Annotated in this window: 22 protein-coding genes; 13 read left to right on the top strand and 9 right to left on the bottom strand. The window is 73.6% G+C overall.

All coding sequences use genetic code 11. The features are described 5' to 3' along the window. Positions 1-97: 97 nt before the first annotated feature. The 6 genes from K313_RS0112915 to K313_RS0112890 form a co-directional block, all read right to left on the bottom strand. On the bottom strand, positions 98-1,162 hold the full coding sequence (locus tag K313_RS0112915) for a trans-sulfuration enzyme family protein (RefSeq protein WP_029211951.1): 1,065 nt from the start codon (positions 1,160-1,162) through the stop codon (positions 98-100). 64 nt (positions 1,163-1,226) lie between these two features. Further along, positions 1,227-2,204, bottom strand: coding sequence for a GNAT family N-acetyltransferase (locus K313_RS0112910; RefSeq protein ID WP_084412814.1), 978 nt, complete (start codon positions 2,202-2,204; stop codon positions 1,227-1,229). Between the two features lie 25 nt (positions 2,205-2,229). Next, entirely contained in the window at positions 2,230-3,339 is a 1,110-nt protein-coding gene (locus tag K313_RS0112905; RefSeq protein ID WP_029211949.1) for a metallophosphoesterase family protein, read from the bottom strand. A gap of 122 nt (positions 3,340-3,461) precedes the next feature. Beyond that, entirely contained in the window at positions 3,462-4,427 is a 966-nt protein-coding gene (locus K313_RS0112900; RefSeq protein ID WP_034253124.1) for a cation diffusion facilitator family transporter, read from the bottom strand. A 22-nt stretch (positions 4,428-4,449) separates the two neighbouring features. Next, positions 4,450-4,923: a DUF3515 family protein gene (locus tag K313_RS21070; protein WP_029211947.1), complete on the bottom strand. Its 474-nt coding sequence runs from the start codon at positions 4,921-4,923 to the stop codon at positions 4,450-4,452. 10 nt (positions 4,924-4,933) lie between these two features. Then, positions 4,934-5,167 carry an Lrp/AsnC family transcriptional regulator gene (locus K313_RS0112890; RefSeq protein WP_019287944.1) on the bottom strand — a complete coding sequence of 78 codons (234 nt, stop codon included), beginning with the start codon at positions 5,165-5,167 and terminating at the stop codon, positions 4,934-4,936. 119 nt (positions 5,168-5,286) lie between these two features. On the opposite strand from K313_RS0112890, the gene thiL reads away from it, so the two are divergent. After that, positions 5,287-6,360: a thiamine-phosphate kinase gene (gene thiL, locus K313_RS0112885; protein ID WP_029211946.1), complete on the top strand. Its 1,074-nt coding sequence runs from the start codon at positions 5,287-5,289 to the stop codon at positions 6,358-6,360. On the opposite strand, the gene K313_RS0112880 is transcribed toward thiL, so the two are convergent. Continuing rightward, positions 6,305-7,453: a DUF418 domain-containing protein gene (locus K313_RS0112880; protein ID WP_029211945.1), complete on the bottom strand. Its 1,149-nt coding sequence runs from the start codon at positions 7,451-7,453 to the stop codon at positions 6,305-6,307. The genes thiL and K313_RS0112880 overlap by 56 nt on opposite strands. Before the next feature lie 86 nt (positions 7,454-7,539). Then, positions 7,540-7,734, bottom strand: a complete 195-nt coding sequence (gene rpmB / locus K313_RS0112875) for a 50S ribosomal protein L28 (RefSeq protein ID WP_019287942.1) — start codon at positions 7,732-7,734, stop codon at positions 7,540-7,542. Positions 7,735-8,018: 284 nt separating this feature from the next. On the opposite strand from rpmB, the gene K313_RS0112870 reads away from it, so the two are divergent. The 10 genes from K313_RS0112870 (at position 8,019) to K313_RS0112825 (ending at position 18,470) form a co-directional block, all read left to right on the top strand. Further along, a complete protein-coding gene (locus K313_RS0112870; protein WP_169516843.1) occupies positions 8,019-9,710 on the top strand; it encodes a DAK2 domain-containing protein in 1,692 nt (563 codons plus the stop codon). Continuing rightward, on the top strand, positions 9,711-12,032 hold the full coding sequence (locus K313_RS0112865; protein ID WP_029211943.1) for an ATP-dependent DNA helicase RecG: 2,322 nt from the start codon (positions 9,711-9,713) through the stop codon (positions 12,030-12,032). Positions 12,033-12,047: 15 nt separating this feature from the next. Beyond that, complete coding sequence (gene rsmD / locus K313_RS0112860) at positions 12,048-12,608, top strand: 16S rRNA (guanine(966)-N(2))-methyltransferase RsmD (RefSeq protein ID WP_029211942.1); 561 nt, start codon at positions 12,048-12,050, stop codon at positions 12,606-12,608. Between the two features lie 87 nt (positions 12,609-12,695). Further along, positions 12,696-13,187: a pantetheine-phosphate adenylyltransferase gene (coaD, locus tag K313_RS0112855; RefSeq protein ID WP_029211941.1), complete on the top strand. Its 492-nt coding sequence runs from the start codon at positions 12,696-12,698 to the stop codon at positions 13,185-13,187. Between the two features lie 202 nt (positions 13,188-13,389). Continuing rightward, positions 13,390-13,959 (top strand): YceD family protein, encoded by a 570-nt coding sequence (locus K313_RS0112850; RefSeq protein WP_029211940.1) that lies wholly within the window; start codon positions 13,390-13,392, stop codon positions 13,957-13,959. A gap of 1 nt (position 13,960) precedes the next feature. Next, positions 13,961-14,155: a 50S ribosomal protein L32 gene (gene rpmF / locus K313_RS0112845; RefSeq protein WP_019287936.1), complete on the top strand. Its 195-nt coding sequence runs from the start codon at positions 13,961-13,963 to the stop codon at positions 14,153-14,155. A gap of 17 nt (positions 14,156-14,172) precedes the next feature. Continuing rightward, the gene (gene rnc / locus K313_RS0112840; RefSeq protein WP_029211939.1) at positions 14,173-14,988 is read left to right on the top strand and encodes a ribonuclease III; all 816 of its coding nucleotides are present in this window, start codon (positions 14,173-14,175) and stop codon (positions 14,986-14,988) included. A 9-nt stretch (positions 14,989-14,997) separates the two neighbouring features. Then, positions 14,998-15,915 (top strand): bifunctional DNA-formamidopyrimidine glycosylase/DNA-(apurinic or apyrimidinic site) lyase, encoded by a 918-nt coding sequence (gene mutM, locus K313_RS0112835; RefSeq protein WP_029211938.1) that lies wholly within the window; start codon positions 14,998-15,000, stop codon positions 15,913-15,915. A 162-nt stretch (positions 15,916-16,077) separates the two neighbouring features. Further along, the gene (locus K313_RS0112830) at positions 16,078-17,808 is read left to right on the top strand and encodes a PHP domain-containing protein (protein ID WP_029211937.1); all 1,731 of its coding nucleotides are present in this window, start codon (positions 16,078-16,080) and stop codon (positions 17,806-17,808) included. Continuing rightward, positions 17,805-18,470: a hypothetical protein gene (locus K313_RS0112825; protein WP_029211936.1), complete on the top strand. Its 666-nt coding sequence runs from the start codon at positions 17,805-17,807 to the stop codon at positions 18,468-18,470. Before K313_RS0112830 ends, K313_RS0112825 begins: the two co-directional genes overlap by 4 nt. Positions 18,471-18,588: 118 nt before the next feature. Here the strand turns inward: K313_RS0112825 and K313_RS0112820 are convergent, their stop codons facing one another. Further along, a complete protein-coding gene (locus K313_RS0112820; protein ID WP_029211935.1) occupies positions 18,589-19,923 on the bottom strand; it encodes a polysaccharide deacetylase family protein in 1,335 nt (444 codons plus the stop codon). Between the two features lie 122 nt (positions 19,924-20,045). Here K313_RS0112820 and K313_RS0112815 point away from each other — a divergent pair, with 122 nt between their 5' ends. Together K313_RS0112815 and smc are read left to right on the top strand one after the other, a co-directional pair. Beyond that, a complete protein-coding gene (locus tag K313_RS0112815; protein ID WP_029211934.1) occupies positions 20,046-20,348 on the top strand; it encodes an acylphosphatase in 303 nt (100 codons plus the stop codon). Between the two features lie 137 nt (positions 20,349-20,485). Beyond that, on the top strand, positions 20,486-24,289 hold the full coding sequence (smc, locus tag K313_RS0112810; protein ID WP_029211933.1) for a chromosome segregation protein SMC: 3,804 nt from the start codon (positions 20,486-20,488) through the stop codon (positions 24,287-24,289). Positions 24,290-24,314 lie beyond the last annotated feature (25 nt).

The following is a 24,314-nucleotide window of genomic DNA, read 5'->3' as shown; positions in this document are numbered from 1 at the left end:
TCGCGCTGGCGAGGTGGTCTCGGGTTGCAGGGTGAGACGGGTGCGGCGACCCGAGTCAGCGGCGCGGGTGCCCGGCTCGACGACGCGGGGCCAGGTGTCACACGCTGCGCAGTGCCTGGTCGAGGTCGCGCCACAGGTCCTCGACGTCCTCGATCCCGACCGACAGGCGGACGAGATCCTCGGGCACGACGACGGGCTCGTTGGCGTGACGGCGACGGCGCTCGAGCAGTGACTCCACCCCGCCGAGGCTCGTCGCGTGCGTCCACAGCCGGGTGGCGCGGCACACGCGGTCGGCGGCCTCTGCGCCGGCGGCGATCTCGATGGACACGATCGCGCCCAGCCCCGGGTAGCGCACCCGGCTCACCGACGGGTGCTCGCCCAGCCGCCTGGCCAGCTCGGCGGCGCTCGCCGTCGCCCGCTCGACCCGCAGCGCCAGGGTGCGCATGCCGCGCAGCGCCAGCCACGTCTCGTGCGGTCCCGGGATCGCGCCGTGCAGGGTCCGGTGCGCGTGCAGCCGTTCGCCGAGCTCACGTCGGTCCGTGACGACGGCACCGAGGACGACGTCGGAGTGTCCCGCGAGGTACTTCGTCACCGAGTGGACGACGACGTCGACCCCGAGCTCCAACGGCCGCTGCACGATCGGAGTCGCAAAGGTGTTGTCGCACACCACGATCGCACCGGCGTCGTGGGCGGCCGCGGCGATCGCGGACAGGTCGGCCACCTCGAGCAGGGGATTGGTGGGGGACTCGAGCCACACCAGGTCGGCCCCCGGCAGCGCCGCGACCACCGCGTCCGTGTCGGCCGGGTCCACGCGACGCAGCTCGCGCACGGAGCCGTCCGCAGCCAGCGACGCGAGCAGCGACAGCGTCGTGTTGTAGGCCCCGTCCGGCGCCACGACGACCCCGCCTCGGGGGACGAGGGAGAGGGCGGCGGCCACGGCCGCCATACCGCTGGCGAAGGCGAGGCACCGGCCGCCCTCCAGCCCACCCAGGGTCTGCTCCAAGGCGTCCCACGTGCGGTTGCCGACGCGTCCGTAGCCCGGATCCGCGCCCGCGACATAGGTGCTCGACAGCTCGAGCGGCGCGTTGACCGGCGCGCCGGGCTCGTGCGCCGGGCGTCCGAGGGCGACGGAGCGGGTGGCCAGGGTCCAGTCCTCGTGCATGCCCACACCGTATGCCGAGAAGACCGACCGCACCGCCGTCAGGAGCCTCGGGGGCGCCAGGGCCTCAGGAGGGGAGGGCGCGGTAGTGGTAGCGGTGGTGCCGGCGCCAGCCGAGGGAGTCGTAGAGGCCGGTGGCCGCGGCGTTGGTCTGGAGCACCTGCAGGTAGCCGAAGCGGGCCCCCGACTCGCGCCCCGCACGGGTCAGCTCGCCCATGGCGCGACGTCCGATCCCCCGCCCGCGCACCGACTCGTCGACGACGAGCTCGGTGATGCCGCACCAGTCCTCGGTGACGACGAGCCGCGCCCGGGCCACGAAGCCCCCGCCGGACCGCAGCGTCAGGTAGCGCGCCGGGCACGCCGTGATGACGTCGACGGCGCGCGGGTGACGACCGTGCAGCGGGCTCTCGGGGGCGAGCCACTCCTCGTCGGGGTCGTCGGCCCAGGAGGCGGTCAGGTCGCCCAGCGGTGCGGGGTCCAGCGTGCGCAGGTCGGTGACGTAGGTGTAGGTCGGCGTCACCACGGCGTAGCCGCGGCGCGAGAGCACGGCGTCGACGTCACCGGCCGGGTCCTGAGGTCCCGTGAGGGGATAGGCGAGCTGGAAGCGGGCCGAGGTCTGGCGCTCGGCGTAGAACGCCTCGACCCGCGTCACCGCCTCCTCGATCGGCAGGCCAGGATCCCCGGCGACCAGGGCGGAGTTGGCGCGCCCCGTGTAGCCCGCACCCGCCCGCAGCAGCCACCCGCCGAGGCGGTGCTGCTCGAGACCTGGCCAGCCGCGAGCGGCGAGCCGCTGGACGTCGTCGATCGAGGAGGTCGGGCGGACGACGCGGGGCGGCACCTCGCGGGCCGCCCGCACGTCCGCCACCGCCACGGTCTCGGGGCCACGGTCCTCGGGCAGCAGCGTCCACGTGCCCGCGTCCGCACCGACGAGGACACCCACCACGTCGCGGGCCGCGGTGCCGGTGGCCCCGCCGTCGGCGACGGGGTGGGCGGTGGCCACGCGGACGGCATACCGCCGCCCGGGGAGCACGTGGGGGAGAGGCATGCCGCCACTCTCCCACGAGCGTCGGTCAGGTCAGGGGCACGCGGCGGTAGACGAGGACGTCGCGGGAGCCCTTCTTGGCCTTGGGGTCGACGGTCATCGAGAGGTACTCGTCCGCGGCGGCCTCGCCGTCGACGGTGATGCGGTGGATCCTCGGTGCCGGCGTGGTGAGCCCGTAGCGCTGCAGCCAGACCGACCCGGCGGTCAGCGGGTAGTCGTCGTTGAACACGTGCGAGTCGCCGTCCAGGAGGTAGGTCGCCCCGCCGAAGCGGTTGGACTCCTCGGTCAGGGCCTTGATGACGGGGACGAAGGCGCTGTTGGTGTCGAGGCTCCAGGCCTTCTGGGTCACGTCGAACATGTCGGCCTGCATCCCGATGACGACCGCCTTGGCCTTGGTGCGGCGCGCCTCGGCGTAGGTCGCCCGGATGTGCGTGACGGCCGCGGCGGTGCGGTCGACCGCCTCCGCGAGCTGCTGCGGCGTGGTGGTCGTCCTGCCGGTCCATGGCAGGAAGCCGTTGTTGGAGCCGACGACGTGGGCCGTGGCGAACTGCACCTCGGCGCGGGACCACATGACGTTCTCGGGGAAACCGAGAGAGGTCTGGGCGTTGACGTACATCGGGTGCTTGCCGAGGGTCGTGCCTGGCTGCGGGTAGAAGACCGAGCGGACCTTGGCGAGCCGCTCCAGCGGGTCGAAGCCACCGGCGGCGGGACGGTGGCAGTCGGTCCACTCGTTGTCCCCGGGGGTGAGGACCACCGGGTCCTCGAGCCGGTCGAGCTGCCCTCGCATCCAGGTGAGGTACGCGTCGGAGCACGGCGACGAGCCGTTCTTGATGTCGCCGACGTGCATGACCAGCTGGACGTCCTTGTCGGCGTTGATGCGGTCCACGTCCTGCGGGAAGCGGGCGATCATCTCGGCGCCGTAGGGCGTGTCCCCGATGACGGCGAACGTGTAGAGCCGCTGGTGGCCCTTGCCACGCCCCTGTGCCTGGACCTGTCGCTGGTCCTTGGCCTGCTCCTTGACCTGGTCCCTGCCGGTGCCGTCCTGTCCGGCGCCGTCCTGCCCGGCGACCGCGGGCGCGCCGAGGGACAGGCAGAGGGTGAGGGCGCCGAGACCGGCGAGGGCGTGACGGGTGCGCATGGCGGACCTCCGGGGGAGTCCGGTCGGATCCCCGCAGCCTGCCTCGGCGAGGTGACGGGCCGCCGTCGGGTGGGCGACGGGCAGGCCAACAGGGGGAGGCGCCGGTCAGCCGTGGGGTGGGATCAGCCCAGCTCGAGCGACGGACGGTCCGGCGTGGCGAGGGTCAGGACGGCCTCCTCGACCATCTCGTGCGTCCGCAGCTCGTCGCCCAGCCGGTCCAGGGTCACGGCGAGGTCGTGCTCGGGGGCGTCGCCCGTCAGGTCGACGGCGGCCACCAGGAAGACCTTCTGCGGGCCGACCCACTCGAGGTGCAGGTAGGTCACGCGCTCGATCTCGGGGTGCCCGAGCAGGGCGGTGAGGGCCTTGCGTCGGACGTCGGGCGACACCGCCTGCCCCGTGAGGAAGTCGCGGTTGCGGTCGATGAGGAAGATCGCGACGATCCCGAGAAGGACGCCCACGAGGATCGAGCCGACGGCGTCCCACACCGGGTTGCCGGTCAGCTCGTGCAGCAGGATGCCCAGCGCGGCGAGCACGATGCCGATGAGCGCCGCGCTGTCCTCGGCGACGACGGCGCGCAGGGTGGGGTTGGGCGTGCCCCAGATGTAGCGGGCCGCCGACAGGCCGCGGGCCCGGGCCTCGCGTCGCGTCTGCCGCATGGCCTGCAGCCAGGAGATGCCCTCGAGGACGAAGGCGACGGCCAGCACGACGTACGCCAGCAGGTAGTCGGTCTCGGCCTCCTCGGTGGTCAGGGAGGTGATGCCGTGCCAGATGGAGACGATCGAGCCGGCCGTGAACAGGCCGAACGCCGCGAACATGGACCAGACGTACGCCTCGCGGCCGTAGCCGAGGGGGTGCGAGCGGTCTCGTGGACGACCCGACTTCCGCTCGGCCAGCAGCAGGAAGATCTCGTTGCCCGCGTCCGCCCACGAGTGTGCCGCCTCGGCGACCATCGACGCGGATCCGGTGATGACCGCCACCACCGTCTTGGCGACCGCGATCAGGGCGTTGGCGCCGAGGGCGACGAGGACGGTGACCAGGCTGTCCCCACCCTGGTGCTCGGTGGGGGCGGCGTTGTCGGAGGCGCTCATGGGCCCAGTCTGCCCCGGGGAGTCAGGTGCAGCGGCGACCGGTCGAGGGCAGAGACCGGACGGCGTCCGCGAAGACCCCGACCCGCAGGGGAGCGGGGGCATAGCGCTCGGGGACGAGCACCTCGATCGCGGGGTCCGTGCCGTATGACGTCAACCGCGTCCCGTCCGTGAGCGGCTGCACGACCCAGTCCGTCCCGCTGACGTCGATGCACTGGTCGGCGCTGGGCGGCTGAGGAGCCAGGCCGCAGCGGGCGATGATCGCGGGCGATCCCCAGGCCGCCACGCTCCGGGCGCCGACGACGTCGTCTCGGCGCTCCTGACCGGCCACCGTGGCGGGCCAGTGCTCCCGGGCCGCCACGCAGGCTGCCGACGTGTCGGCGGGGCCGGCGACCACCTCGACCGGCCGCGGACGCAGCAGGAGCAGCGTCACGGCCACCGCTGCGAGAGCGCAGACGGTGGCCGTGACGAGGACGCGTCGGTCGAGCAGACCCTGCACGGTCTCCTGCTCAGCCGTGGACGACGGTGCAGGTCAGGGTGCGGGTGATGCCCTGGATGTCCTGGATCTTGGCGATGACGAGCTGGCCGAGCTCGTTGACGTTCTCCGCCTCGACCCGGGCGATGACGTCGTAGGGTCCGGTGACCTCCTCGGCCTTGACCACGCCGTCGATGGCGCCGACGGACTCGGAGACCTGGGACGACTTGCCGACCTCGGACTGGATCAGGATGTAGGCCTGGACCATCGAATCCTCCACTCGTTCTAGGTGACCGCCGCGTCGCTGCGGCGGGTGCGGGACCAAGGGTGGTGCCGCGTCGCGACCACGGTAGCGTGTCGCTCCCGAAGGCCCGCACTGGAGGTCGCATGTCAGAAGCCCACGCCCAGGACGGACCGCGCCTGCGGGACCTGTCCGAGGAGGACCTGCTCGACCGGATCTTCCCCTACTTCGTCCAGCGCGAGGACGTCCTGGTCCCGCCCGGCGACGACGCCGCCGTGCTCCGGGCGGCCTCCGGCTCCGTGGTCGCGACCACCGACACGATGGTGCTGGGGCACGACTGGCGCGACGAGTGGTCGACGCCGGCGGAGGTCGGGTCCAAGCTCGTCACGCAGAACGTCGCCGACATCGCCGCGATGGGCGCCCGCCCGACCGGGCTCCTGGTGACCCTGGCCGCGCACGGTGACCTGCCGGCCCGGTGGGCCGAGGAGTTCTCGCAGGGGGTGGCGTCCCAGGCCGAGCGGTATGACGTGAGCGTCGTGGGCGGGGACCTCTCGGGGGCACCGGACGGCGTGGTGATGGTCTCGATCACGGCGCTCGGCGACCTGGAGGGCCGCGATCCGGTGCTGCGGTCAGGGGCGCGGGTCGGCGACGTCCTGGCCGTCCACGGGTCCCTCGGCTGGTCGGGGGCCGGCTGGTGGCTCTACGCGCAGGGGGAGACGGATCCCGGCAGCCCCCGGCCATACCCCACGGGCGCGGAGCCCCCTCCGGGATGGCACGAGCAGAGCGCTCGGAGCGTCCTCATGTGGTTCCACCGCACGCCGGTGACCGCGGTCTCCTCGGGGGTCGTCGCCTCGCTCGCGGGCGCCACCGCGATGATGGACGTGTCCGACGGCCTGGTCCGCGACGCGGGCCGGATTGCCCGGGCGTCGAGGGTCCGCATCGACCTCGACCGCACGAACCTCGAGCGGGACTTCGTGGACCCGCCGCTGACGGACGTGCTGCCGCTCGACGTGGCGTGGTCGCAGGTGCTGACCGGGGGAGAGGAGCACTCGCTCCTCGCGACCTTCCCTGCCGACAGCCCGCTGCTGCGGGACCAGAGCGACCCGGACGGGCGCTGGTGGGTCGTCGGCCGGGTCGTGGAGGCGGACGACGCGCGGCCGCGGGTCACGCTGGACGGCGAGGCGATCCAGGGGCAGGGGTGGGACCACTTCGCCGGGTGACCGCCGAGATCGCTGCTCGGGTCGGCCACTCCAGCGGGCCGACCGACGCCGGACGGCGCAGGGTGCGACGCCAGGTCAGCAGGGCGACGGCGATGACCGTGACGTGCGCGAGGTAGAGCCACCAGGGGTCCAGGCCCGGCCAGGCGTCGAGGGCGACCTCCGTGCCGGGCAGCATCAGGACGTGCAGGGCGTAGGCGGACAGGGTCATCGACCCCACGTCCGCGGCGGCCCGCACGACCAGGGATCCCCGCACCCGGTCCGAGCGGCACAGGCCTAGCACCCCGGCGAGCACCAGCAGCGCCAGGCCGCCGCTGACGAGCAGGCTGGGCGTCGAGGGCAGGTAGGCCCCCACGAGCGAGAGCCGATCGAGGTCGTCCGGCAGGGCGGACTCCTCCAGCGCCGCCTGCTGCTCCGCCTCGAGCAGGGCGGTCCGGCTGGTCAGGACGAGCGCGAGGATGCTCCCGACCCGCCCCACGAGCACCAGCCCGAGCCCGGTCAGGGCGAGGGCGGCGGGCCGGGCCGGCCGACCGTCGCCGGGCAGGTAGGCCCGCGCCGCGAGGACGCCGAGCAGCCCGAGCACCGTCCACAGCAGCGCAGGGTAGGACGTGGCGACCAGCAGGGTGGCCAGCGCGTGGGTCGGGTCCTCCAGGTCGCTCCACGCCACGTCGGGGTGCCAGGGGCCCTGCATCTCGCCCCGCGCGAGGTGGGCCAGCACGGGTGCGACGAGGGCGATGCCCACAGCCACCGCACCCACGACGACGGTGCTGCGACGGGCCGCCCAGGTGACCGCCAGGGTCACCACGGCGAGGTTCACGAGCACGATGGCGGCCCGGGTCTCGAGCTCGGCGAGGCTGAGCCCGACGACGGCGAGGGCGGTGGCCCGGACGGCGCCGGCGGCGACGGTGGACCCACGACGGTGGGCGGTCGAGCCGAGCTGCGCGCCGACGCCGACGAGCACCGCGAACAGCACCGCGTGGACGTCCCACAGGATCGCGCTCGCCAGGCCGCCGACGAGGTGGTTGACGAGGATGCCGAGCAGGGCCAGGCAGCGCGCGACGTCCACGGCGACCACGCGGGTCGTGGCGCTCGGCATACGGTCTCCTGCGGGTCGCTCAGGTATGACGCCGAGGGCGGCTCTCCCGGTGGAGAGCCGCCCTCGGCGGTCGTGCGGTGCTGGTGTCAGCGCTTGACCTTGCCCGCCTTGAGGCAGGAGGTGCAGACGTTGAGACGCTTGGGGGTCACACCCGCGTCGCCGACCAGAGCCTTGACACGCTGGATGTTGGGGGTCCAGGTGCGCTTGGTGCGACGGTGCGAGTGCGAGATGCTGTGACCGAAGGACGGTCCCTTGCCGCAGACATCGCAGTTGGCAGCCACGGTGATCTCCTACATTCGTTGACAGTCGGGGTGCGCCCCGACGAGCACGCCGACGGCGCGGAAGTGGTGGGGCAACCGCTCTAGCGTAGCCGACCCGAGGGGCAGGCACCAAACCTGGGCCTCGGGGTCCGGCAGCACGCGACGGTGAGCGGTGTTCGTCGATGGTCTGCGCTGGACGGCGAAGGTCAGCCCGGGGCGGCGAGGGCCTGTCGGTGCGCTCGCGTAGGCTCAGCGCGAGCCGAGGGCCGAGGGCCGAGTGACGACCGATACCGAGGGAGCCGCACGTGGGTGAGGAGCAGCGCCGCGAGCCTCGCGATCCACTGCGGGTGCTCGACCGCCACGCCCTGCGCCTGTGGGCGGTCCGGTCCCGGGCGGCGCTCGCGGAGCGGCGCGAGGAGATCGACGCCCTCAACGTCTTTCCCGTCCCGGACGGCGACACCGGCACCAACATGTTCCTCACGCTCGACTCCGCCGTCGAGCGCTCGGTCGCCGCGGAGCCCGAGGAGGAGCTCACCGCCTTCGCCCGTGCCGCCGTGCTCGGGGCCCGCGGCAACTCCGGGGTCATCGTCAGCCAGCTGGTGCGGGGGCTGCTCGACGTCGTCGAGCGTCCGGCGCACCACGGCGGGGCGGACGCCGGTGTGGTGGCGCAGGCCTTCCGGCGGGCCTCGGACCTGGCCTACGACTGCGTCGGTGACCCCACCGAGGGCACGATCCTCACCGTCGCCCGCAGCGCCGCCGAGGCGGCCGAGGCGCGCGCCCGGCAGGCGCAGGCGACCCTCAGCGCCGTGGTGGACGCCGCCGTCACCGCGGCCCGCGCGGCCCTGGACCGCACGCCCACCCAGCTCGCCGCGCTGCGGACGGCCGGGGTCGTCGACGCCGGAGCGTCCGGCCTCGTCACGGTCCTCGACGCGCTCAAGCGGGTGGTCGACGGCGGTGAGTCCGACCCCGGCGACCCCGACGCCGCCGCCATGGAGGCGGACCGCCTGTCGGCGCTCGCCCGCGTGGCCCACGACGAGGGGCCGGACGTGGGGGAGGACTACTCCGGTCCCCAGCACGAGGTGATGCTGGTGCTCCACCTGACGTCGCCCGACGGCGTGGACGCCCTGAGGTCCTCTCTCGCCGCCCTCGGCGACAGCGTGGTGGTGGCGGTCGACGGCGACCTGGCCCGCGTCCACGTGCACGCCGACGATCCCGACGCCGTGCTCCGCGTCGCCGACGACGCCGGTGCCGTGTCGGCCGTCACGGTCACCGACCTGCACGCCCAGGCGGCTGCGCTCCGGGAGAGCCGCGGCCCCGCCGGCACCGTCGCCGACCAGGACGGGCCCCTGGTCGTGGCGTGCACCGACGGGCGGGGGCTGCGCGAGCTCTTCGTCGCCGAGGGCGCCCTGGTGGTGCCGAGCAGCCCGGGAGCCCGAGCCAGCGTCGGCGCCATCGTCGACGAGGTCCAGGCCCACCCCGGGCGCTCCGTGGTCCTGCTCCCCAACGACCCCGACGTGCTGCTCACCGTCACGAGCGCGGCCGACGAGCTGGCCGCCGCCGGACGCGAGGTGCACGTCGTCCCGTCCCGGTCCGACGTGTCCGGGCTCGCCTGCCTGGCCGTCCTCGATCGCGGGGCCCCGACGGCCGAGGCGGCCGAGGCGATGCGGGCCGTCGTCGACGAGGTGCGCAGCGGTGCGGTCGCCCGGGCCACGCGTGACGCGGCGACGGCCGCGGGTCCCTGCCGGGCGGGTGACCTGCTCGGCATCGTCGAGGGCGACATCGTCCTGGTCGGCGACGCCATGGACCAGGTCGCCGTCGACCTCGTCGACCACCTGCTGCAGCAGGGCGGCGAGCTGGTCACCCTCGTGACGGCGGGGCTGTCCGACGCTGAGGTCGACGTCGTGCGCGAGCACCTCGCCACCCGGTGGCCCGGCGTGGAGGTGGGCGTCCACGCGGGCGGGCAGGCGGCATACCTGCTGCTGGTGGGGGTCGAGTAGGTGGCGGGGGAGACGACCTGGGTCGACCGGGAGGGCGCGGACCGGGCCGGACCGGGCAGCAGCCTGCGCTCGCTGCTCGGCAAGCGCACCGCCGACCCGCTGGACAAGGTCGGCCTGGTCACGGCGGGCGACCTGCTGGGGTGGTACCCCCGGGCCTATCTCGAGGCCAAGCTGTCCACCACCCAGCTGCGCGAGGGGGAGCACCTGGTCGTGGTCGCCGAGGTGCTCCGCGCCGCCGTCGCGCCGATCCGCTCCAACCCCCGCAAGAAGCTGCTGCGGGCCACCGTGACGGACGGCACGACCGAGATCGACCTCACCTTCTTCAGCCACTGGGGGCCGGCCAAGGACCTCACCCCCGGCACGCTGGCGGTGTTCTCGGGCAAGGCCGGCACCTTCAACGGGCGTTGGCAGCTGTCGCACCCGGACTACCAGGTCATCCAGGACTCCGTCCGGCACCAGCAGATCCTCCCGGTCTATCGAGCCGTGGACAAGCTGACCTCGTGGCAGATCGGCACGGCGATGGGCATCGTGCTCGACGCCGTCGGCGACCTGGAGGATCCCGTGCCGGACGAGCTGCTCCGCCGCCACGGGCTCTGCGACCGGACGACCGCGATCCGGCTGATCCACCAGCCGGGCGCCTGGGGCGACCTCGAGACCGCTCGCGCCAGGCTGCGCTACGACGAGGCGCTGGTGCTGCAGACCGCGCTGGTCCAGCGCCGGCTGACGGCGGCCGCGGACGAGGGCACCGCCCGGCCCGGACGGCCCGGAGGTCTGCTCGACGCGTTCGACGCGGCCCTGCCGTTCCCGCTCACCGAGGGTCAGCGGATCGTCGGCGAGGAGCTGGCCCACGACCTGGCCTCCCCGATCCCCATGCACCGGCTCCTGCAGGGCGACGTGGGCTCCGGCAAGACCGTCGTGGCGCTGCGCGCCATGCTGCAGGTCGTCGACTCCGGAGGGCAGGCCGCCCTGCTCGCCCCGACCGAGGTGCTCGCCGCCCAGCACGACCGCTCCATCCGCGCCATCATGGGCCCGCTGGCCGAGGCGGGCCTGCTGGGTGGGGCGGACGACGCCACCAGGGTGGTGCTGCTCACCGGCTCGATGAGCACCGACGCCCGGCGCCGGGCGCTGTCCGAGGCAGCCTCCGGACAGGCGGGCATCGTCATCGGCACGCACGCGCTGATCCAGGAGGCCGTGCAGCTGGCCGACCTCGGGCTCGTCGTCGTGGACGAGCAGCACCGGTTCGGCGTCGAGCAGCGAGACGCCCTGCGCGCCAAGGCGGCTCGGCCACCGCACGTGCTGGTCATGACGGCGACCCCGATCCCCCGCTCGGTGGCCATGACGGTCTTCGGCGACATGGAGACGGCGGTCCTGCGCGAGCTGCCGGCCGGACGCTCGCCCATCACCACGCACGTGGTGCGGCAGGGGGACGGCACGTGGATGGCCCGCATGTGGCAGGTCGTGGCCGACGCCGTGGCCGCAGGCCGTCAGGCCTATGTCGTGTGCGGACGGATCGGTGACAGCGACAGCCCGAGCGGCGACGAGACCGAGGACGGCTTCGTCGAGGTGGGGCCCTCGGCGGGCGCCGGGGCCGCCAGCGGTCCAGACGGCCCAGATGGTGCTGGCGGCCCGGGCGGCATCGACGATCCCGGCGGGACGGACGACGACGCCACGCCACGACCGCCCGCCGTGAGCCTCCTGCAGGCCTACGACCTGCTCCTGCACGCCACCCCGCAGCTCCAGGGCGTGCGGTTCGCGCTGCTGCACGGACGCCTCTCGGGCGAGGAGAAGGACGCCACCATGCGCCGGTTCGCCGCGGGCGAGATCGACGTGCTGGTCGCCACCACGGTCATCGAGGTGGGGGTCGACGTCCCCAACGCAACGGTGATGGTGGTGCTGGACGCCGACCGCTTCGGGATCAGCCAGCTGCACCAGCTGCGCGGCCGGGTCGGACGTGGGCAGCACGCCGGCACCTGCTTCCTCGCCACCCCGGTCGACCCGAGCGGTGAGCCCGAGGGCCAGCCCGTGGCGTGGCAGCGGCTGCAGGCCGTCGCCGGCACGACGGACGGCTTCGCCCTGGCCGAGCAGGACCTCGAGCTGCGCGGCGAGGGCGACGTGCTCGGGGCCAGCCAGAGCGGACGCCGGCGCCGCATCCGCATGCTCCGCCTCGCCAACCCCCGCGACGTCGAGCTGATCGCCGAGGCCCGCGACGACGCCCAGGCACTGCTGAGCGACGACGTCGCCCTCACGGCCCACCCCCGGCTGGCGACCTGGCTCGCCGACACGCTCGACGACGAGAGCGCGGCCTACCTCGAGCGTGGCTGACCGTAGGCTGCCCGCGTGACCAGGATCATCGCCGGCAGCGTCGGGGGTCGGCGCATCAGCACCCCCACCGGCCGCGGCACCCGCCCCACGAGCGACCGGGTGCGCGAGGCGGTGTTCTCCCGTCTCGACCACCTCGACGTCCTCACCGACGCCCACGTCGCCGACCTGTATGCCGGGTCCGGGGCGCTCGGGCTCGAGGCGGCCTCGCGCGGTGCCGCGAGCGTGCTGCTCGTCGAGCACGACCGCTCGGCGGCGCAGGTGGTGACCCGCAACGCCGCGGAGCTCGGGCTGCGCGACGTCACCGTCCGCCGGGACACCGTGGAGCGCGTCCTCGCCGGGCCGCGAGCAGGGCAGCCCCTCGACGTCACGCTGGTCGATCCGCCATACGACCTCTCCGAGGAGACCCTCGCGGCCGTCCTGGCCCGACTGGTCGAGGGCGACTGGCTCGCCGCGGACGCGATCGTGGTGGTCGAGCGGTCCTCCCGCTCGCCCGAGCCCACCTGGCCGCAGGGACTGGTCGCCCTCGACGAGAAGCGGTACGGCGAGACCGTCGTGTGGTACGCCGAGCGGGGGTAGGTTTCACGGCATGACCACCCCCCATGACCGCGGGACGACGGGACGACGCGCCGAGGACCTGGCACCTGTGCGGCCGGTGAGGACACGATGAGCGCGGTGCGCCGCTGCATCTGCCCCGGCTCCTACGACCCGGTGACCCTCGGGCACCTGGACATCGTGGAGCGGGCCACCGGCCTCTACGACGAGGTGGTGGTGGGCGTGCTCTACAACCCCGCCAAGGCCGACTCGGGGATGTTCTCGATCGACGAGCGGGTGCGCCTGGTCGAGGAGTCCGTCGCGCACCTGCCCGGTGTGACCGTCGGGGCCTACTCCGACGGGCTGCTCGTCGACCTGTGCACGAGGCTCGAGATCGGGGCCGTCGTCAAGGGCCTGCGGTCCGGCACGGACTTCGCCTACGAGCTCCCCATGGCCCTCATGAACAAGCACCTCACCGGCATCGAGACCGTATTCCTGCCCGGGAACCCCGCCTTCGAGCACGTGTCGAGCTCGCTGGTCAAGGAGGTGTGGCGCCTCGGCGGCTACGGTCTGGACCTCGTCCCGGAGCCGGTGGCGAGGGCGTTGCGGGCGCGCGGTACCTGAGCCGCCGGCGAGCTGCGGGGTGCGGTGCGGGGTGCAGTGAGGCTGGCGGGGTCGTCGCATTTGGGGCAGCCCGCCACGTCCGGTAGTCTTGTGCGTCGGTCTGTGTGCTGGTATCTCGATGCCCGCGACGGACCGGCAGCACCGATGTGCGCGGCCCGGACGGGTCGTGCCGTCACCATCCTCGACCGCTCGGACTGGAGCCATGCCCCGACTCGACCCCCGCTCGCCCCTGGTGTTCGACACCCGGGAGCTCGGTCGTCGCCCCGGGTCCATGCACCCCGAGCAGCGTGTCGTGGAGGCTCCGGAGGATCTCGGGACCGACGTCATCGCCGTCGCGCCCGGCACCCCCGTGGACCTCGACCTGCGCTACGAGTCCGTGCTCGAGGGCGTCCTCGTGACGGGCACCATCACCACCACGGCGACCGGCGCCTGCGTGCGGTGCCTGGACCCGGTGACCCTCCCCGTGGAGGCCACCTTCCAGGAGCTGTTCGCCTACGCCGAGCGTGCTGCTCGACACGAGCAGGTGGCGGCGGACGACGAGGACGACGACGTGCGTGAGCTCGAGGGCGACCTGCTCGACCTCGAGCCGGTGCTGCGGGACGCAGTGGTGCCCACCCTGCCGTTCCAGCCGGTGTGCCGGGCCGACTGCCCAGGGCTGTGCTCCGAGTGCGGAGCCCACCTGGCGGAGGACCCGGACCACCACCACGAGGTGCTCGACCCCCGGTGGTCGGCCCTGCAAGCTCTGACCAGCAACGAAGAGAAGAGGAACTGACGTGGCTGTCCCGAAGCGGAAGATGTCGCGCTCCAACACCCGTTCGCGTCGCGCGAACTGGCGCACCACGGCGACCGCCCTCACGGCGTGCCCGCAGTGCCGCTCGATGAAGCAGCCGCACATGGCCTGCCCGTCCTGCGGCTCCTACAACGGTCGTCACTACGCGGCCGCGGAGCGCACCGAGCTCCAGGGCTGATCGGGGTCGCCGAGCGCATGAGCACCACATCACGCGCCGCGACCGGTCCGGAGGGTTCGCAGCAGCGGCCCGTCGGCGCCCTCGTCGACCACCTCGCGCAGGTGGTCGGAGAGCGCGTCGACGAGTCGCTGCTGTCGCGTGCCCTGACGCACCGGTCGTACGCCTACGAGCACGGCGGCCTGCCCCACAACGAGCGCCTGGAGTTCCTGGGCGACTCGGTGCTGGGGCTCATCGTCACCGACACCCTCTATCGCACCCACCCCGACGAGGCCGAGGGCCAGCTGGCCAAGCTGCGCGCCGCCGTCGTCAACATGCGAGCCCTCGCCGACGTCGCGCGCGGGCTCGACCTCGGGGCCTACCTGCTGCTCGGACGCGGCGAGGAGAGCACCGGGGGTCGTGACAAGACCTCGATCCTCGCGGACACGACCGAGGCCGTGATCGGCGCCGTCTACCTGTCCTGCGGCTCGGACGCCGCGTCGACGCTGGTCCACCACTTGCTCGACCCGCTCATGGCGTCCTCGGCGCGGATGGGGGCGGCCCTCGACTGGAAGACCTCCCTGCAGGAGCTGACCTCGACGCTCGGAATCGGCGTCCCGGAGTACTCCCTGACCGACGAGGGCCCCGACCACCTCAAGGTGTTCACGGCCCAGGCCGTGGTGGGCACCGAGGTCCTCGGCGAGGGCGTCGGACGGTCCAAGAAGGAGGCCGAGCAGAAGGCCGCCGAGGTGGCGTGGACGGCGCTCAGCTCGCGGGCCACCTCGCCGACGGCCGACGACTCGGTCGCCACGGACGCGGACGGGACCCCCTCCGGGGAGATCCTCGAGCGCGGCTGACGAGGCCGTATGCCGGAGCTCCCCGAGGTCGAGGTGGTCCGCCGGGGCCTCGCCGAGCACGTGGTCGGGCGACGCCTCGCCGACGTCAGCCTGCGCGGCACCCGCGTCGCCCGCCGCCACACGCCGGGTCCACGCGACCTCGAGGACCGGCTGCGCGGTCGGCTGGTGCGGTCCGCCGAGCGACGCGGCAAGTACCTCTGGCTCGTCGTCGAGGACGAGGGCGGGGACGCGGACGCGCTGATCCTGCACCTCGGGATGAGCGGTCAGCTGCTCGTCGAGGAGCCCGACGCGCCGCCCGAGAAGCACCTGCACGCGACCTTCGACCTCGTCGGGCCGTCGGGTGAGCCGGCGCGCCAGCTGCGCTTCGTCGACCAGCGAACGTTCGGCGGGCTCGCCTGGTCCGAGCTCGTCGCTGGAGGGCGGGCGTCCGGCATACCGGAGTCCATCGCCCACATCGCCCCCGACCCGCTCGAGCCGGCCTATGACCAGGCTGCCGTGGTGCGCCGGGCGAAGGCGCGGCACGTGGCGGTCAAGCGGGCGCTGCTCGACCAGGGGCTGGTGAGCGGCATCGGCAACATCTATGCGGACGAGGCGCTGTGGCGTGCGCAGGTCAACGGGCTGCGGGACACGGCATCGCTCACGAAGCCGACGCTGGCTCGGGTCCTGGACCACGCGGCCGAGGTCATGCGCGAGGCCCTCGAGCAGGGCGGGACCAGCTTCGACGCGCTGTACGTCAACGTCAACGGGGCGAGCGGCTACTTCGACCGGTCGCTGAACGCCTATGGGCAGCAAGGTCGTCCGTGCGGGCGGTGCGGCACACCCATCCGTCGCGAGGCGTTCATGAACCGCTCCAGCCACTATTGCCCCCGGTGCCAGCCGAGGCCGCGGGATCGGCGCGCCGGCGGCGATCCCACCGTTCGCAGCTAGCCCCTCCGACCTCACCAGACGTTCACTGAGCGTTCAGCGATGCCGCGCCGCACCGTTGCCCGGCGGGAGCACGCTGACGGTGCCTGCCCGGGCACTCATGCCCGGACGACCCACCTCGCCGGGGCGGCGAGATGGTCCTGACGAGCACGCGAAGGACGCCCGATGGGTCACCACCACCACCCTCACGACCACTCTCACGAGCACCCGCACACCCACTCCCACGACCACGACGCGCCCGTCGGCCCGGCCGAGGACCTGCACGTCCCCGACACGGAGCTGGCCCCGAGCGACCTCGGCCGGCGCAACTTCCTGCGCGCCGCCGGCGTGCTGGGGGCTGGGGTGGCGGCCGCCGGATTCGTCACCGAGCAGGGCACCGGCACCGCCGCCGCCGCCGAGCAGGAGATGCTCCACGCGGGCAAGCGTCACGGCCGGGGCCGGCGCTGGCTCGCCGGTGACCACCACATCCACACGCAGTTCTCGTCCGACGCGATGTACCGCGTCGTCGACCACGTGCAGCACGCTAGCGCCTACGGCCTGGACTGGATGGTCATCACGGACCACGGCTCGGAGACGCACGCAAAGATCGGCGTCGACAAGGTCAACCCGCACATCCGGGCGGCTCGCGCGGAGTTCGACGACATGCTCGTCTTCCAGGGGCTGGAGTGGAACATCCCGGCCGCCGAGCACGGCACCGTCTTCGTCCACCCCGGCGCCAACGAGGTGGCCGTCCTCAAGGCCTTCGAGAACACCTACGACGGGTCGGTCAAGAAGGCCTCCGCATCCACCCCGCAGAACGAGTCGCTGGCGCTCAAGGGCCTGGCCTACCTCGCCTCGGCGGTCGGGTCGCGCGAGGTCAAGGACGCGCTGATGCTGGCCAACCACCCGGCGCGCAAGGGGATCGACTCCCCGCACGAGATCCGCGGCTGGCGCGACGTGCCAGGACGCATCGCGGTCGGCATGGAGGGCGCCCCGGGCCACCAGGCGGCGGGCCTGCCCAAGCCGCACGGCCCCGGCTCGGGCCGCGGCTACTACGACGGCTCGCCGAGCAAGGACTCGTTCGCGGGCTACCCGCTCGAGAGCTACCGGACCTTCGGCGGCTTCGACTGGATGACGGCCACCGTTGGCGGGCTGTGGGACAGCCTCCTGTCGGAGGGCAAGCCGTGGTGGATCACCGCCAACTCCGACAGCCACAGCGTCCACCTCGACACCGCCGTGCGCGGTGGCCCGGACAGCGACTTCGCCAGGCAGGGGCACTACGCCGACCCGGTCAACGGGCCGGTCCCCGACACCGGCAACGGTGACTACTGGCCCGGCTACTACAGCCGCACGCTCGTCGGCGCCGACCGCCGCGACTACGCCGCCGTCATGTCCGGCCTGCGCGACGGACGCGTCTGGGTGGACCACGGGCGCCTCGTGCAGGACCTCGACGTGCGGGTGCGCGCCGGCGGTCGTGAGGTCGGCCTCGGTGGCGTCCTCACCGTCCGCCGCGGCACCCAGGCCGAGCTGGTGGTGCGGATCCGCACGCAGTCGCTGCCCAACTGGGCGCAGTTCGTCCCCAGGCTGGCCAAGGTCGACGCCGTCGCGGGCTTCGTGACCGGTCCGGCCTCCGACCGCGACACCTTCGTGGCTCCGGAGACGCAGGTCGTCCGCAGCTGGGACGTCAGCACGGTGGGAGCGGGGCAGTGGGTCGAGCTGAGGTTCGGTCCCGTCACCATCGGTGACCGCGGCGTCTACGTCCGCCTGCGCGGCTCCGACGGCAAGCGCACCGCGGTCGGGCTGCGGGGCGCGGCCGTGGACAAGGCCGGGCCGGCCATCGACGTCGTCGGTGCGGCCAACCCCTGGGACGACCTGTGGTTCTACACCAACCCCATCTGGGTCCTTCCCCGCGCGTGAGCACCACGACGACGGTCGAGCCCGGCGACACCACGACGGTGGTCGTCGGGCTCGACCCGGTGGCCCCGACGGTGCGGGACGCCGACCACCTGGCCGAGATCCTCGGTGACGTGCTGTCCCGGCTTGGGCGCGACGACGCCGTGGTGTCCACCCACCTGGTGCCGGGGGAGGTGGGCGCCTCCTCGCACGTGGCCCTGTCGGTGCGGTGGACGGCCGCACCGCCCACGAGCGCTGACCTGGCTCGCATCCTCGCCGCCCTGCGGCCGGCCCTGGCGCCGCAGACCGGCGCGGCGAGCCCGGACGAGATCGGGCTCGCCGCCCCAGGGACGCGTGGTGGCTATCCGCGGCTCGCCGACTCGGCTGCGCGTGCCGCTGCCGACGCGGAGGCGGGTCGCGACGGTCGCGCCGTGGTCTATCCGGGCAGGCCGCGCCTGACGGGCACCGTGACGGTGGCCGACGCGCTGGCCTGGTCGGCGATCGACGAGGTGGTGGGGCTCGCCGACGTGGTGGTCGGTCCGGAGACCCTCCTGGTGACCCGGGAGCACGTGCGGCCCGTATGGCGCACCGGCCGGCTCGTGCTCGTCGTGCAGCCGGCTGCGGGGGGCACGGTCGTGCCCTACGAGACGGCGACGCCGACGCCCTGCTGCGCCGACCACGGCTGACGGCGGGCGGTCCGGCATACGGCCGAGGCCGGCCGACCCGGAGGGTCCACGGACCTACCCCCGGCGGGATCATCAGCCTGGGGAACGAAGCCCGGCTGATGCCTTCGCCGCCGGCGGGTCAGGGATTCTTCGCGGTGGAGGTGGAGGTGGAGGTGGAGGTGGGGGTGGGCGCCGCAGGGGAGGAGGTCGGGGCCGCAGGGTCGAGGTAGACCTTCCAGCCGCCCTTGGGCGCCTCGCCGACGCCGAGGGACTGCAGCTTGCGCAGCACCTGGGGGTCCTGCGCCTCCATCCAGTCACAGAGCCACCGCATGGTGACCATCTGCACCCCGGGCATGGCGGAGAAGGCGTCCATGGCCTGCTCGACGGCGTTCATGTGGATGCCGCCGTTCCACTGCTCGAAGTGGTTGCCGATGATGAACGGAGCGCGGTTGGAGCGGTGGGAGCGCTGCACGCCCTGCACGAGCGAGTCGCGGTGCTGCGCCTGGAACCGTGGGCGATCGGCGGGGTTGCCGCCTCCGGGGTTGGGACCGATCTGGTTGACCATGTAGTTGTAGTCCATCGGGATGGTCTGGAAGCTGCGGCCCGGGAAGGGCGCCATGGTCATGGACAGGTCCCACAGCCCGCCCGGCAGGCGGGTGGGCCAGACGTGCTGGCGGCTGTGGGAGGAGTCGTAGCGCCAGCCCAGCTCCGTCGCGGCCCTGCGGAGGTTCGCGTAGCCCTCGAGGCAGGGGGTCCGGCCGCCGACGAGCTCCTTGTCGTAGTCGAAGGGCAGGGGCGGCAGGTCGGCGAACCCGGTGACGGTGCGCCAGGTCTTGACGAACTTCTTGGCCTCGTCGATCTCCTGCTTCCAGTCCTGGACGGACCAGCTGGATCCTCCCTTGGGCCCGCAGAAGTGCCCGTTGAAGTGGGTGCCGATCTCGTGCCCCTCGTGCCAGGCCTCGCCGATGCCCTGGATGGTGCGGCGGCAGGACTGCTTGGTGAGCCAACCGATGTCCGAGGCTCCGGCCTTGCGCCTGGGCGGCTGGTAGAGGCCGGCCTTCTCCTCCGGGACGAAGTAGATGCCGGTGAGGAAGAGGGTCATCTGGGCGTGGTTGCGCTGGGCAGCCTTGCGGAACCGGGTGAGCTGGTCGCTCGCGAGGTTGCCGGCACCGTCCCAGGAGATGACGACGAACTGCGGTGGCGTCTCGCCGGGCTTGAGCCTCGTGATCGTCGGCAGGCCGGGCTGGGGGCGCTGCTCGGTGGTGGAACCGTCCCCGATCGGGGCGCCGAGGCCGCTCGACGGGCTGGGTGAGGCCGCTGACGTCTCGGTGCCACCGACGAGGGTGGCGGTGGGGGCGGGGCCGGTGCTCGCTCCTGAACCCGGCGAGGAGCCGGTGCGCCCCGAGCATGCGGCCAGCGTCGCCGCGCCGAGCGCGGCTGCCCCTGTCACGACGGTCCGTCGGCTGACGTTCATCCTTCTCCCAACCCTCAGTGGTCACTGATCACTCTAAGTGATGACGCATCGAGGACGCCGCAGCCTTCGCCGGGGTTGGGGGGTGCCGGGCTGATCCATCCGGGTGGCCTAGGCTGGGAGTCATGACCGAGGGCACCGCCAGGACGACCTACTTCGTGCGAGGCATGGTGCAGGGCGTGGGTTTTCGATGGTGGACCCGGGCCCAGGCGCTGGAGCTCGGCCTTGCCGGGCACGCCCGCAACATGAGCGACGGGCGGGTCGAGGTGGTGGCAGAGGGCCCGGCCGACACGGTGGAGGAGCTTGGCCGGCGGCTGTCGCCGGCCGCGCCTCCCGGGGCGGGGCGACGCCGGCCAGGGCACGTCGAGTCCTGCGTGGCCGTCCCCGGGGAGCCGCGCGGAGACGCCTCTGGGTTCGTCGAGAAATAGGTTCGTCGACAGATAGCCGCTGGTCGAGAAGTAGCGGTTCGTCATACGACATCACCGTCCGTGAACCGGCGCAGGACGGCCCGGCCGCTAGAGTGACGACCTGACCGCGTCCCCCGCCGAGGAAGTCGCCGCCGACCGTGTATGTCAAGCAGCTGAAGATGAAGGGCTTCAAGTCCTTCGCGTCCGCGACGACCTTCAAGCTCGAGCCCGGGATCACCTGCGTGGTCGGTCCGAACGGCTCGGGCAAGTCCAACGTCGTGGACGCCCTCGCCTGGGTCATGGGCGAGCAGGGGGCTAAGAGCCTGCGCGGCGGCAAGATGGAGGACGTCATCTTTGCCGGCACCGCCAGGCGACCGCCGCTGGGGCGGGCCGAGGTCGCGCTGACGATCGACAACACCGACGGCGCGCTGCCCATCGACTACACCGAGGTGACGATCCGGCGGACCATGTTCCGCAACGGCGGGTCGGACTACGCCATCAACGGCACCGCCTGCCGCCTGCTGGACATCCAGGAACTGCTGTCCGACTCCGGAATCGGGCGCGAGATGCACGTCATCGTCGGCCAGGGTCAGCTCGACACCGTGCTGCGGGCGACCCCCGAGGAGCGGCGCGGGTTCATCGAGGAGGCGGCGGGCGTCCTCAAGCACCGCAAGCGCAAGGAGCGCGCGCTGCGCAAGCTCGAGCAGATGGAGGGCAACCTCCAGCGCGTCCAGGACCTCACCGGTGAGATCCGCCGTCAGCTGGGGCCGCTCGGACGGCAGGCCGAGACGGCTCGGCGCGCCGCCACCATCCAGGCTGACGCCCGTGACGCCCGGCTGCGACTGCTGGCCGACGACCTCGTCCAGCTGACGAGCACGCTCGAGCAGGAGGTCGCCGACGAGACGGCCCTGCTCGCCCGCCGCTCCGAGGTCGAGGCCTCGCTGCGTGCCTCCCAGGACGAGCTGCAGCAGCTGGAGGCCGCCGTCACCGAGGTCGCCCCGCAGGTGGCCCGGGCCCAGGAGCAGTGGTTCGCCCTGTCGTCCCTGCGCGACCGCATCTCGGGCACCGGCAACCTGGCCGCCGAGCGCGCCCGCCTGCTCGCGGACGACGAGGCCCACCAGCCGATGCAGGCCGGTCGCGATCCCGAGGCGCTGCGGGCCGAGGCCGGGCAGGTGCGGGCCCAGGAGCAGGCGCTCGCCGGGGAGGTCGAGCAGGTCGAGGCTCAGCTCGCCGAGACCGTGACGCGGCGCGGCGAGCTGGAGCGGGCGCACCAGGACGAGGTCGAGCGGCTCGCCCGCCTCGCCCGGGCCGCGGCCGACCGCCGAGAGGGGCTGGCGCGGCTGGCCGGGCAGGTGGCGGCCCGACGCTCACGGATCGAGGCGGCCGAGGCCGAGCTCGGCCGGCTCGACGAGACCATCGCCGCCTCCCGGGAGCGAGCAGCGCTGGCGGACAGGGAGTTCCACGCACTGGAGATGTCCATCGCCGACCACGAGCAGGGCGAGGAGGATCTCGACGGGGCCTACGAGCGCGCGGAGGCCGAGCGTGAGGCCGCCCAGGCCGAGGTGACCCGGCTGCAGGACGCGGTGCGTGCCGCCGACCGCGACCGCTCCTCGTCGACGGCCCGCCTGGAGGCGCTGCAGCTCGGCCTGCGACGCAAGGACGGAGCGGCGGTGCTCCTGGAGGGTCCCGGCGGCGCGGCTGCCTCCGGGGTGCTCGGGTCCCTGGCGTCGTTGGTGCAGGTCCGCGGCGGCTACGAGGCCCGGCTGGCGGCCGCCCTCGGGTGGGCGTCGGACGCGGTGGCCGTCGCCGAGCGTGCGGACGCGATCTCGGCGCTGGCGCTGCTGCGCGAGCAGGACGCCGGACAGGTCTCGCTGGTCGTGGCGGGGGAGTCCGACCCGGACGGGCCGGCGTGGCCGGCCCTGCCGTCAGGGGCCGTGTGGGCCATCGACGCGATCGAGCAGGTGCCCGCCGACGTGCGGCCCGCCCTGGTGCGGATCCTCGAGCGGGTGGCCCTGGTCGACGACGCCGGCTCGGTGGAGTCGGTCGTCGGCCTCGGGGCGACCGCGGTCACGCCCGACGGTGACGTCCACGCGCCGGGGTTCGCCAGGGGCGGATCCGGCTCGGCGCCCAGCCTGCTCGAGGTGCAGGCTGCCGTCGACGAGGCACGGGTCGCCGTCGACGCGGCCACGGCGGCGGGGGAGCGGGCGACCTTCGAGCTGCAGGGGGCGGCGGGTCGGCTCGAGCAGGCGGGAGCCGCGCTCGACGCCGCGCTGGACCGCCTCAACGACAACGACGCCCAGCTCTCGGCCGTCGCTGAGAAGCTCGGGTCCCTGGCCGCCACCGCCCGCTCGGCCCGCGCCGAGGCCGAGCGCACCGAGCGCCGAGGCGCCGAGATCACGGCGGGTCTCGACCGCGACCGGGGCGAGCTGGCCGAGCTCGAGCAGCGGCTGGAGGACGCCCAGGCCGAGGTCGACCCGGACGAGGCGGAGCCGTCGACCGAGCACCGGGACGAGCTCGCCGGATCGGCGTCCACCGCCCGGCACCAGGAGACCGAGCTGCGCCTGACGCTGCGCACCCGCGAGGAGCGGGTGCGCGGGCTGGGCGGTCGCGCGGCGGGGCTCGAGCGCGCGGCCCAGCAGGAGGAGCTGGCCCGGCAGCAGGCCGCCCAGCGCCTGGCGCGTCGTCGCCGCGAGGCCCAGGTCGCCCGCGCGGTCCAGGCCGGCGCCGAGCGGGCCGTCACCGTGGTGGGCTCGCTTGTGGAGCAGGCCGCCGAGCGACGTGGCCGGGCCGAGGCCGAGCGGGCGACCCGCGAGGCGGGGCTGGTCGACGTACGACGCCGGGTCACTGCCCTCGCCGACGAGCTGCGCGAGCTCACCGACTCGGTGCACAAGGACGAGGTGGCCCGCGCCCAGCAGCGGCTGCGGATCGAGCAGCTGCAGACCCGCTCCATCGAGGAGCTCGGGATCGAGCCGGACGTCCTGGTCGAGGAGTACGGCCCGCACCAGCCGGTCCCGGTCATCGAGGAGCCGGCGCGGGGCGAGCGCGCGGGCTCCCAGGGGACCAAGGTCACTCAGCACTCCCAGGGCAATGAGGAGCCTCACGAGCACGAGGCCCCCGAGGGCCGGCAGGGGGCCGACGCCCAGCCCGACGCCCAGGCCCCCGAGCCCCGCACCGTCGCCTTCGTCCGGGACGAGCAGGAGAAGCGCCTCCGCAAGGCCGAGCGCGGCCTGGCCGCCCTCGGTCGCGTCAACCCCTTGGCGCTGGAGGAGTTCGCCGCGCTGGAGGAGCGCCACACCTTCCTGACCGAGCAGCTCGACGACCTCAAGCGGTCGCGGCGCGACCTGCTCGACATCGTCAAGGAGGTGGACGACCGGGTCCAGCGGGTCTTCGCCGAGGCCTTCGAGGACACGGCGCGGGAGTTCGTCGGAGTGTTCTCGCGGCTCTTTCCCGGCGGCGAGGGGCGGCTGCTGCTCACCGACCCGGACAACATGCTCACGACGGGCATCGAGGTCGAGGCTCGTCCCCCCGGCAAGAAGATCAAGCGGCTGTCGCTCCTGTCCGGCGGCGAGCGCTCGCTGGTCGCGGTGGCGCTGCTCGTCGCGATCTTCAAGGCGCGGCCGAGCCCCTTCTACATCATGGACGAGGTCGAGGCGGCGCTGGACGACGCCAACCTCGGGCGGCTCATCGGGCTCTTCGAGGAGCTGCGCGACTCCAGCCAGCTCATCGTCATCACGCACCAGAAGCGCACGATGGAGGTCGCCGACGCCCTGTATGGCGTCACCATGCGGGGCGACGGGGTCACGACCGTGGTGTCGCAGCGAATCCGCGACCTCGACGAGGCCGAGGGCGCTCGCGTCACCGAGGGCGCTGGCGTCACCGAGGGCGCTGGCGTGACCGAGGGCGCCGCCGACGGCCTCCCCGCCGGGGCCGTCGCCGCCGCTCACTCTGATGGCCCAGCCTGATCACAGTCCGGACGCGATGCGGCGA

Origin of the sequence: Arsenicicoccus bolidensis DSM 15745 (genome assembly GCF_000426385.1) — a bacterium.
Classification (GTDB): domain Bacteria; phylum Actinomycetota; class Actinomycetes; order Actinomycetales; family Dermatophilaceae; genus Arsenicicoccus; species Arsenicicoccus bolidensis.
This window is presented reverse-complemented; position numbering and strand designations above follow the sequence as displayed.

What these genes read in the sequence shown, in the direction of transcription:
- rnc (WP_029211939.1), top strand. Translation starts at nt 14,173, where the DNA reads ATGAGCACCACATCACGCGCCGCGACCGGTCCGGAGGGTTCGCAGCAG.
- coaD (WP_029211941.1), top strand. Translation starts at nt 12,696, where the DNA reads ATGAGCGCGGTGCGCCGCTGCATCTGCCCCGGCTCCTACGACCCGGTG.
- K313_RS0112900 (WP_034253124.1), bottom strand. Translation starts at nt 4,427, where the DNA reads ATGAGCGCCTCCGACAACGCCGCCCCCACCGAGCACCAGGGTGGGGAC.
- K313_RS0112910 (WP_084412814.1), bottom strand. Translation starts at nt 2,204, where the DNA reads ATGCCTCTCCCCCACGTGCTCCCCGGGCGGCGGTATGCCGTCCGCGTG.
- K313_RS0112820 (WP_029211935.1), bottom strand. Translation starts at nt 19,923, where the DNA reads ATGAACGTCAGCCGACGGACCGTCGTGACAGGGGCAGCCGCGCTCGGC.
- K313_RS0112850 (WP_029211940.1), top strand. Translation starts at nt 13,390, where the DNA reads ATGCCCCGACTCGACCCCCGCTCGCCCCTGGTGTTCGACACCCGGGAG.
- K313_RS0112880 (WP_029211945.1), bottom strand. Translation starts at nt 7,453, where the DNA reads ATGCCGAGCGCCACGACCCGCGTGGTCGCCGTGGACGTCGCGCGCTGC.
- K313_RS0112915 (WP_029211951.1), bottom strand. Translation starts at nt 1,162, where the DNA reads ATGCACGAGGACTGGACCCTGGCCACCCGCTCCGTCGCCCTCGGACGC.
- thiL (WP_029211946.1), top strand. Translation starts at nt 5,287, where the DNA reads ATGTCAGAAGCCCACGCCCAGGACGGACCGCGCCTGCGGGACCTGTCC.
- K313_RS0112815 (WP_029211934.1), top strand. Translation starts at nt 20,046, where the DNA reads ATGACCGAGGGCACCGCCAGGACGACCTACTTCGTGCGAGGCATGGTG.
- K313_RS0112830 (WP_029211937.1), top strand. Translation starts at nt 16,078, where the DNA reads ATGGGTCACCACCACCACCCTCACGACCACTCTCACGAGCACCCGCAC.
- K313_RS0112905 (WP_029211949.1), bottom strand. Translation starts at nt 3,339, where the DNA reads ATGCGCACCCGTCACGCCCTCGCCGGTCTCGGCGCCCTCACCCTCTGC.
- K313_RS0112890 (WP_019287944.1), bottom strand. Translation starts at nt 5,167, where the DNA reads ATGGTCCAGGCCTACATCCTGATCCAGTCCGAGGTCGGCAAGTCGTCC.
- mutM (WP_029211938.1), top strand. Translation starts at nt 14,998, where the DNA reads ATGCCGGAGCTCCCCGAGGTCGAGGTGGTCCGCCGGGGCCTCGCCGAG.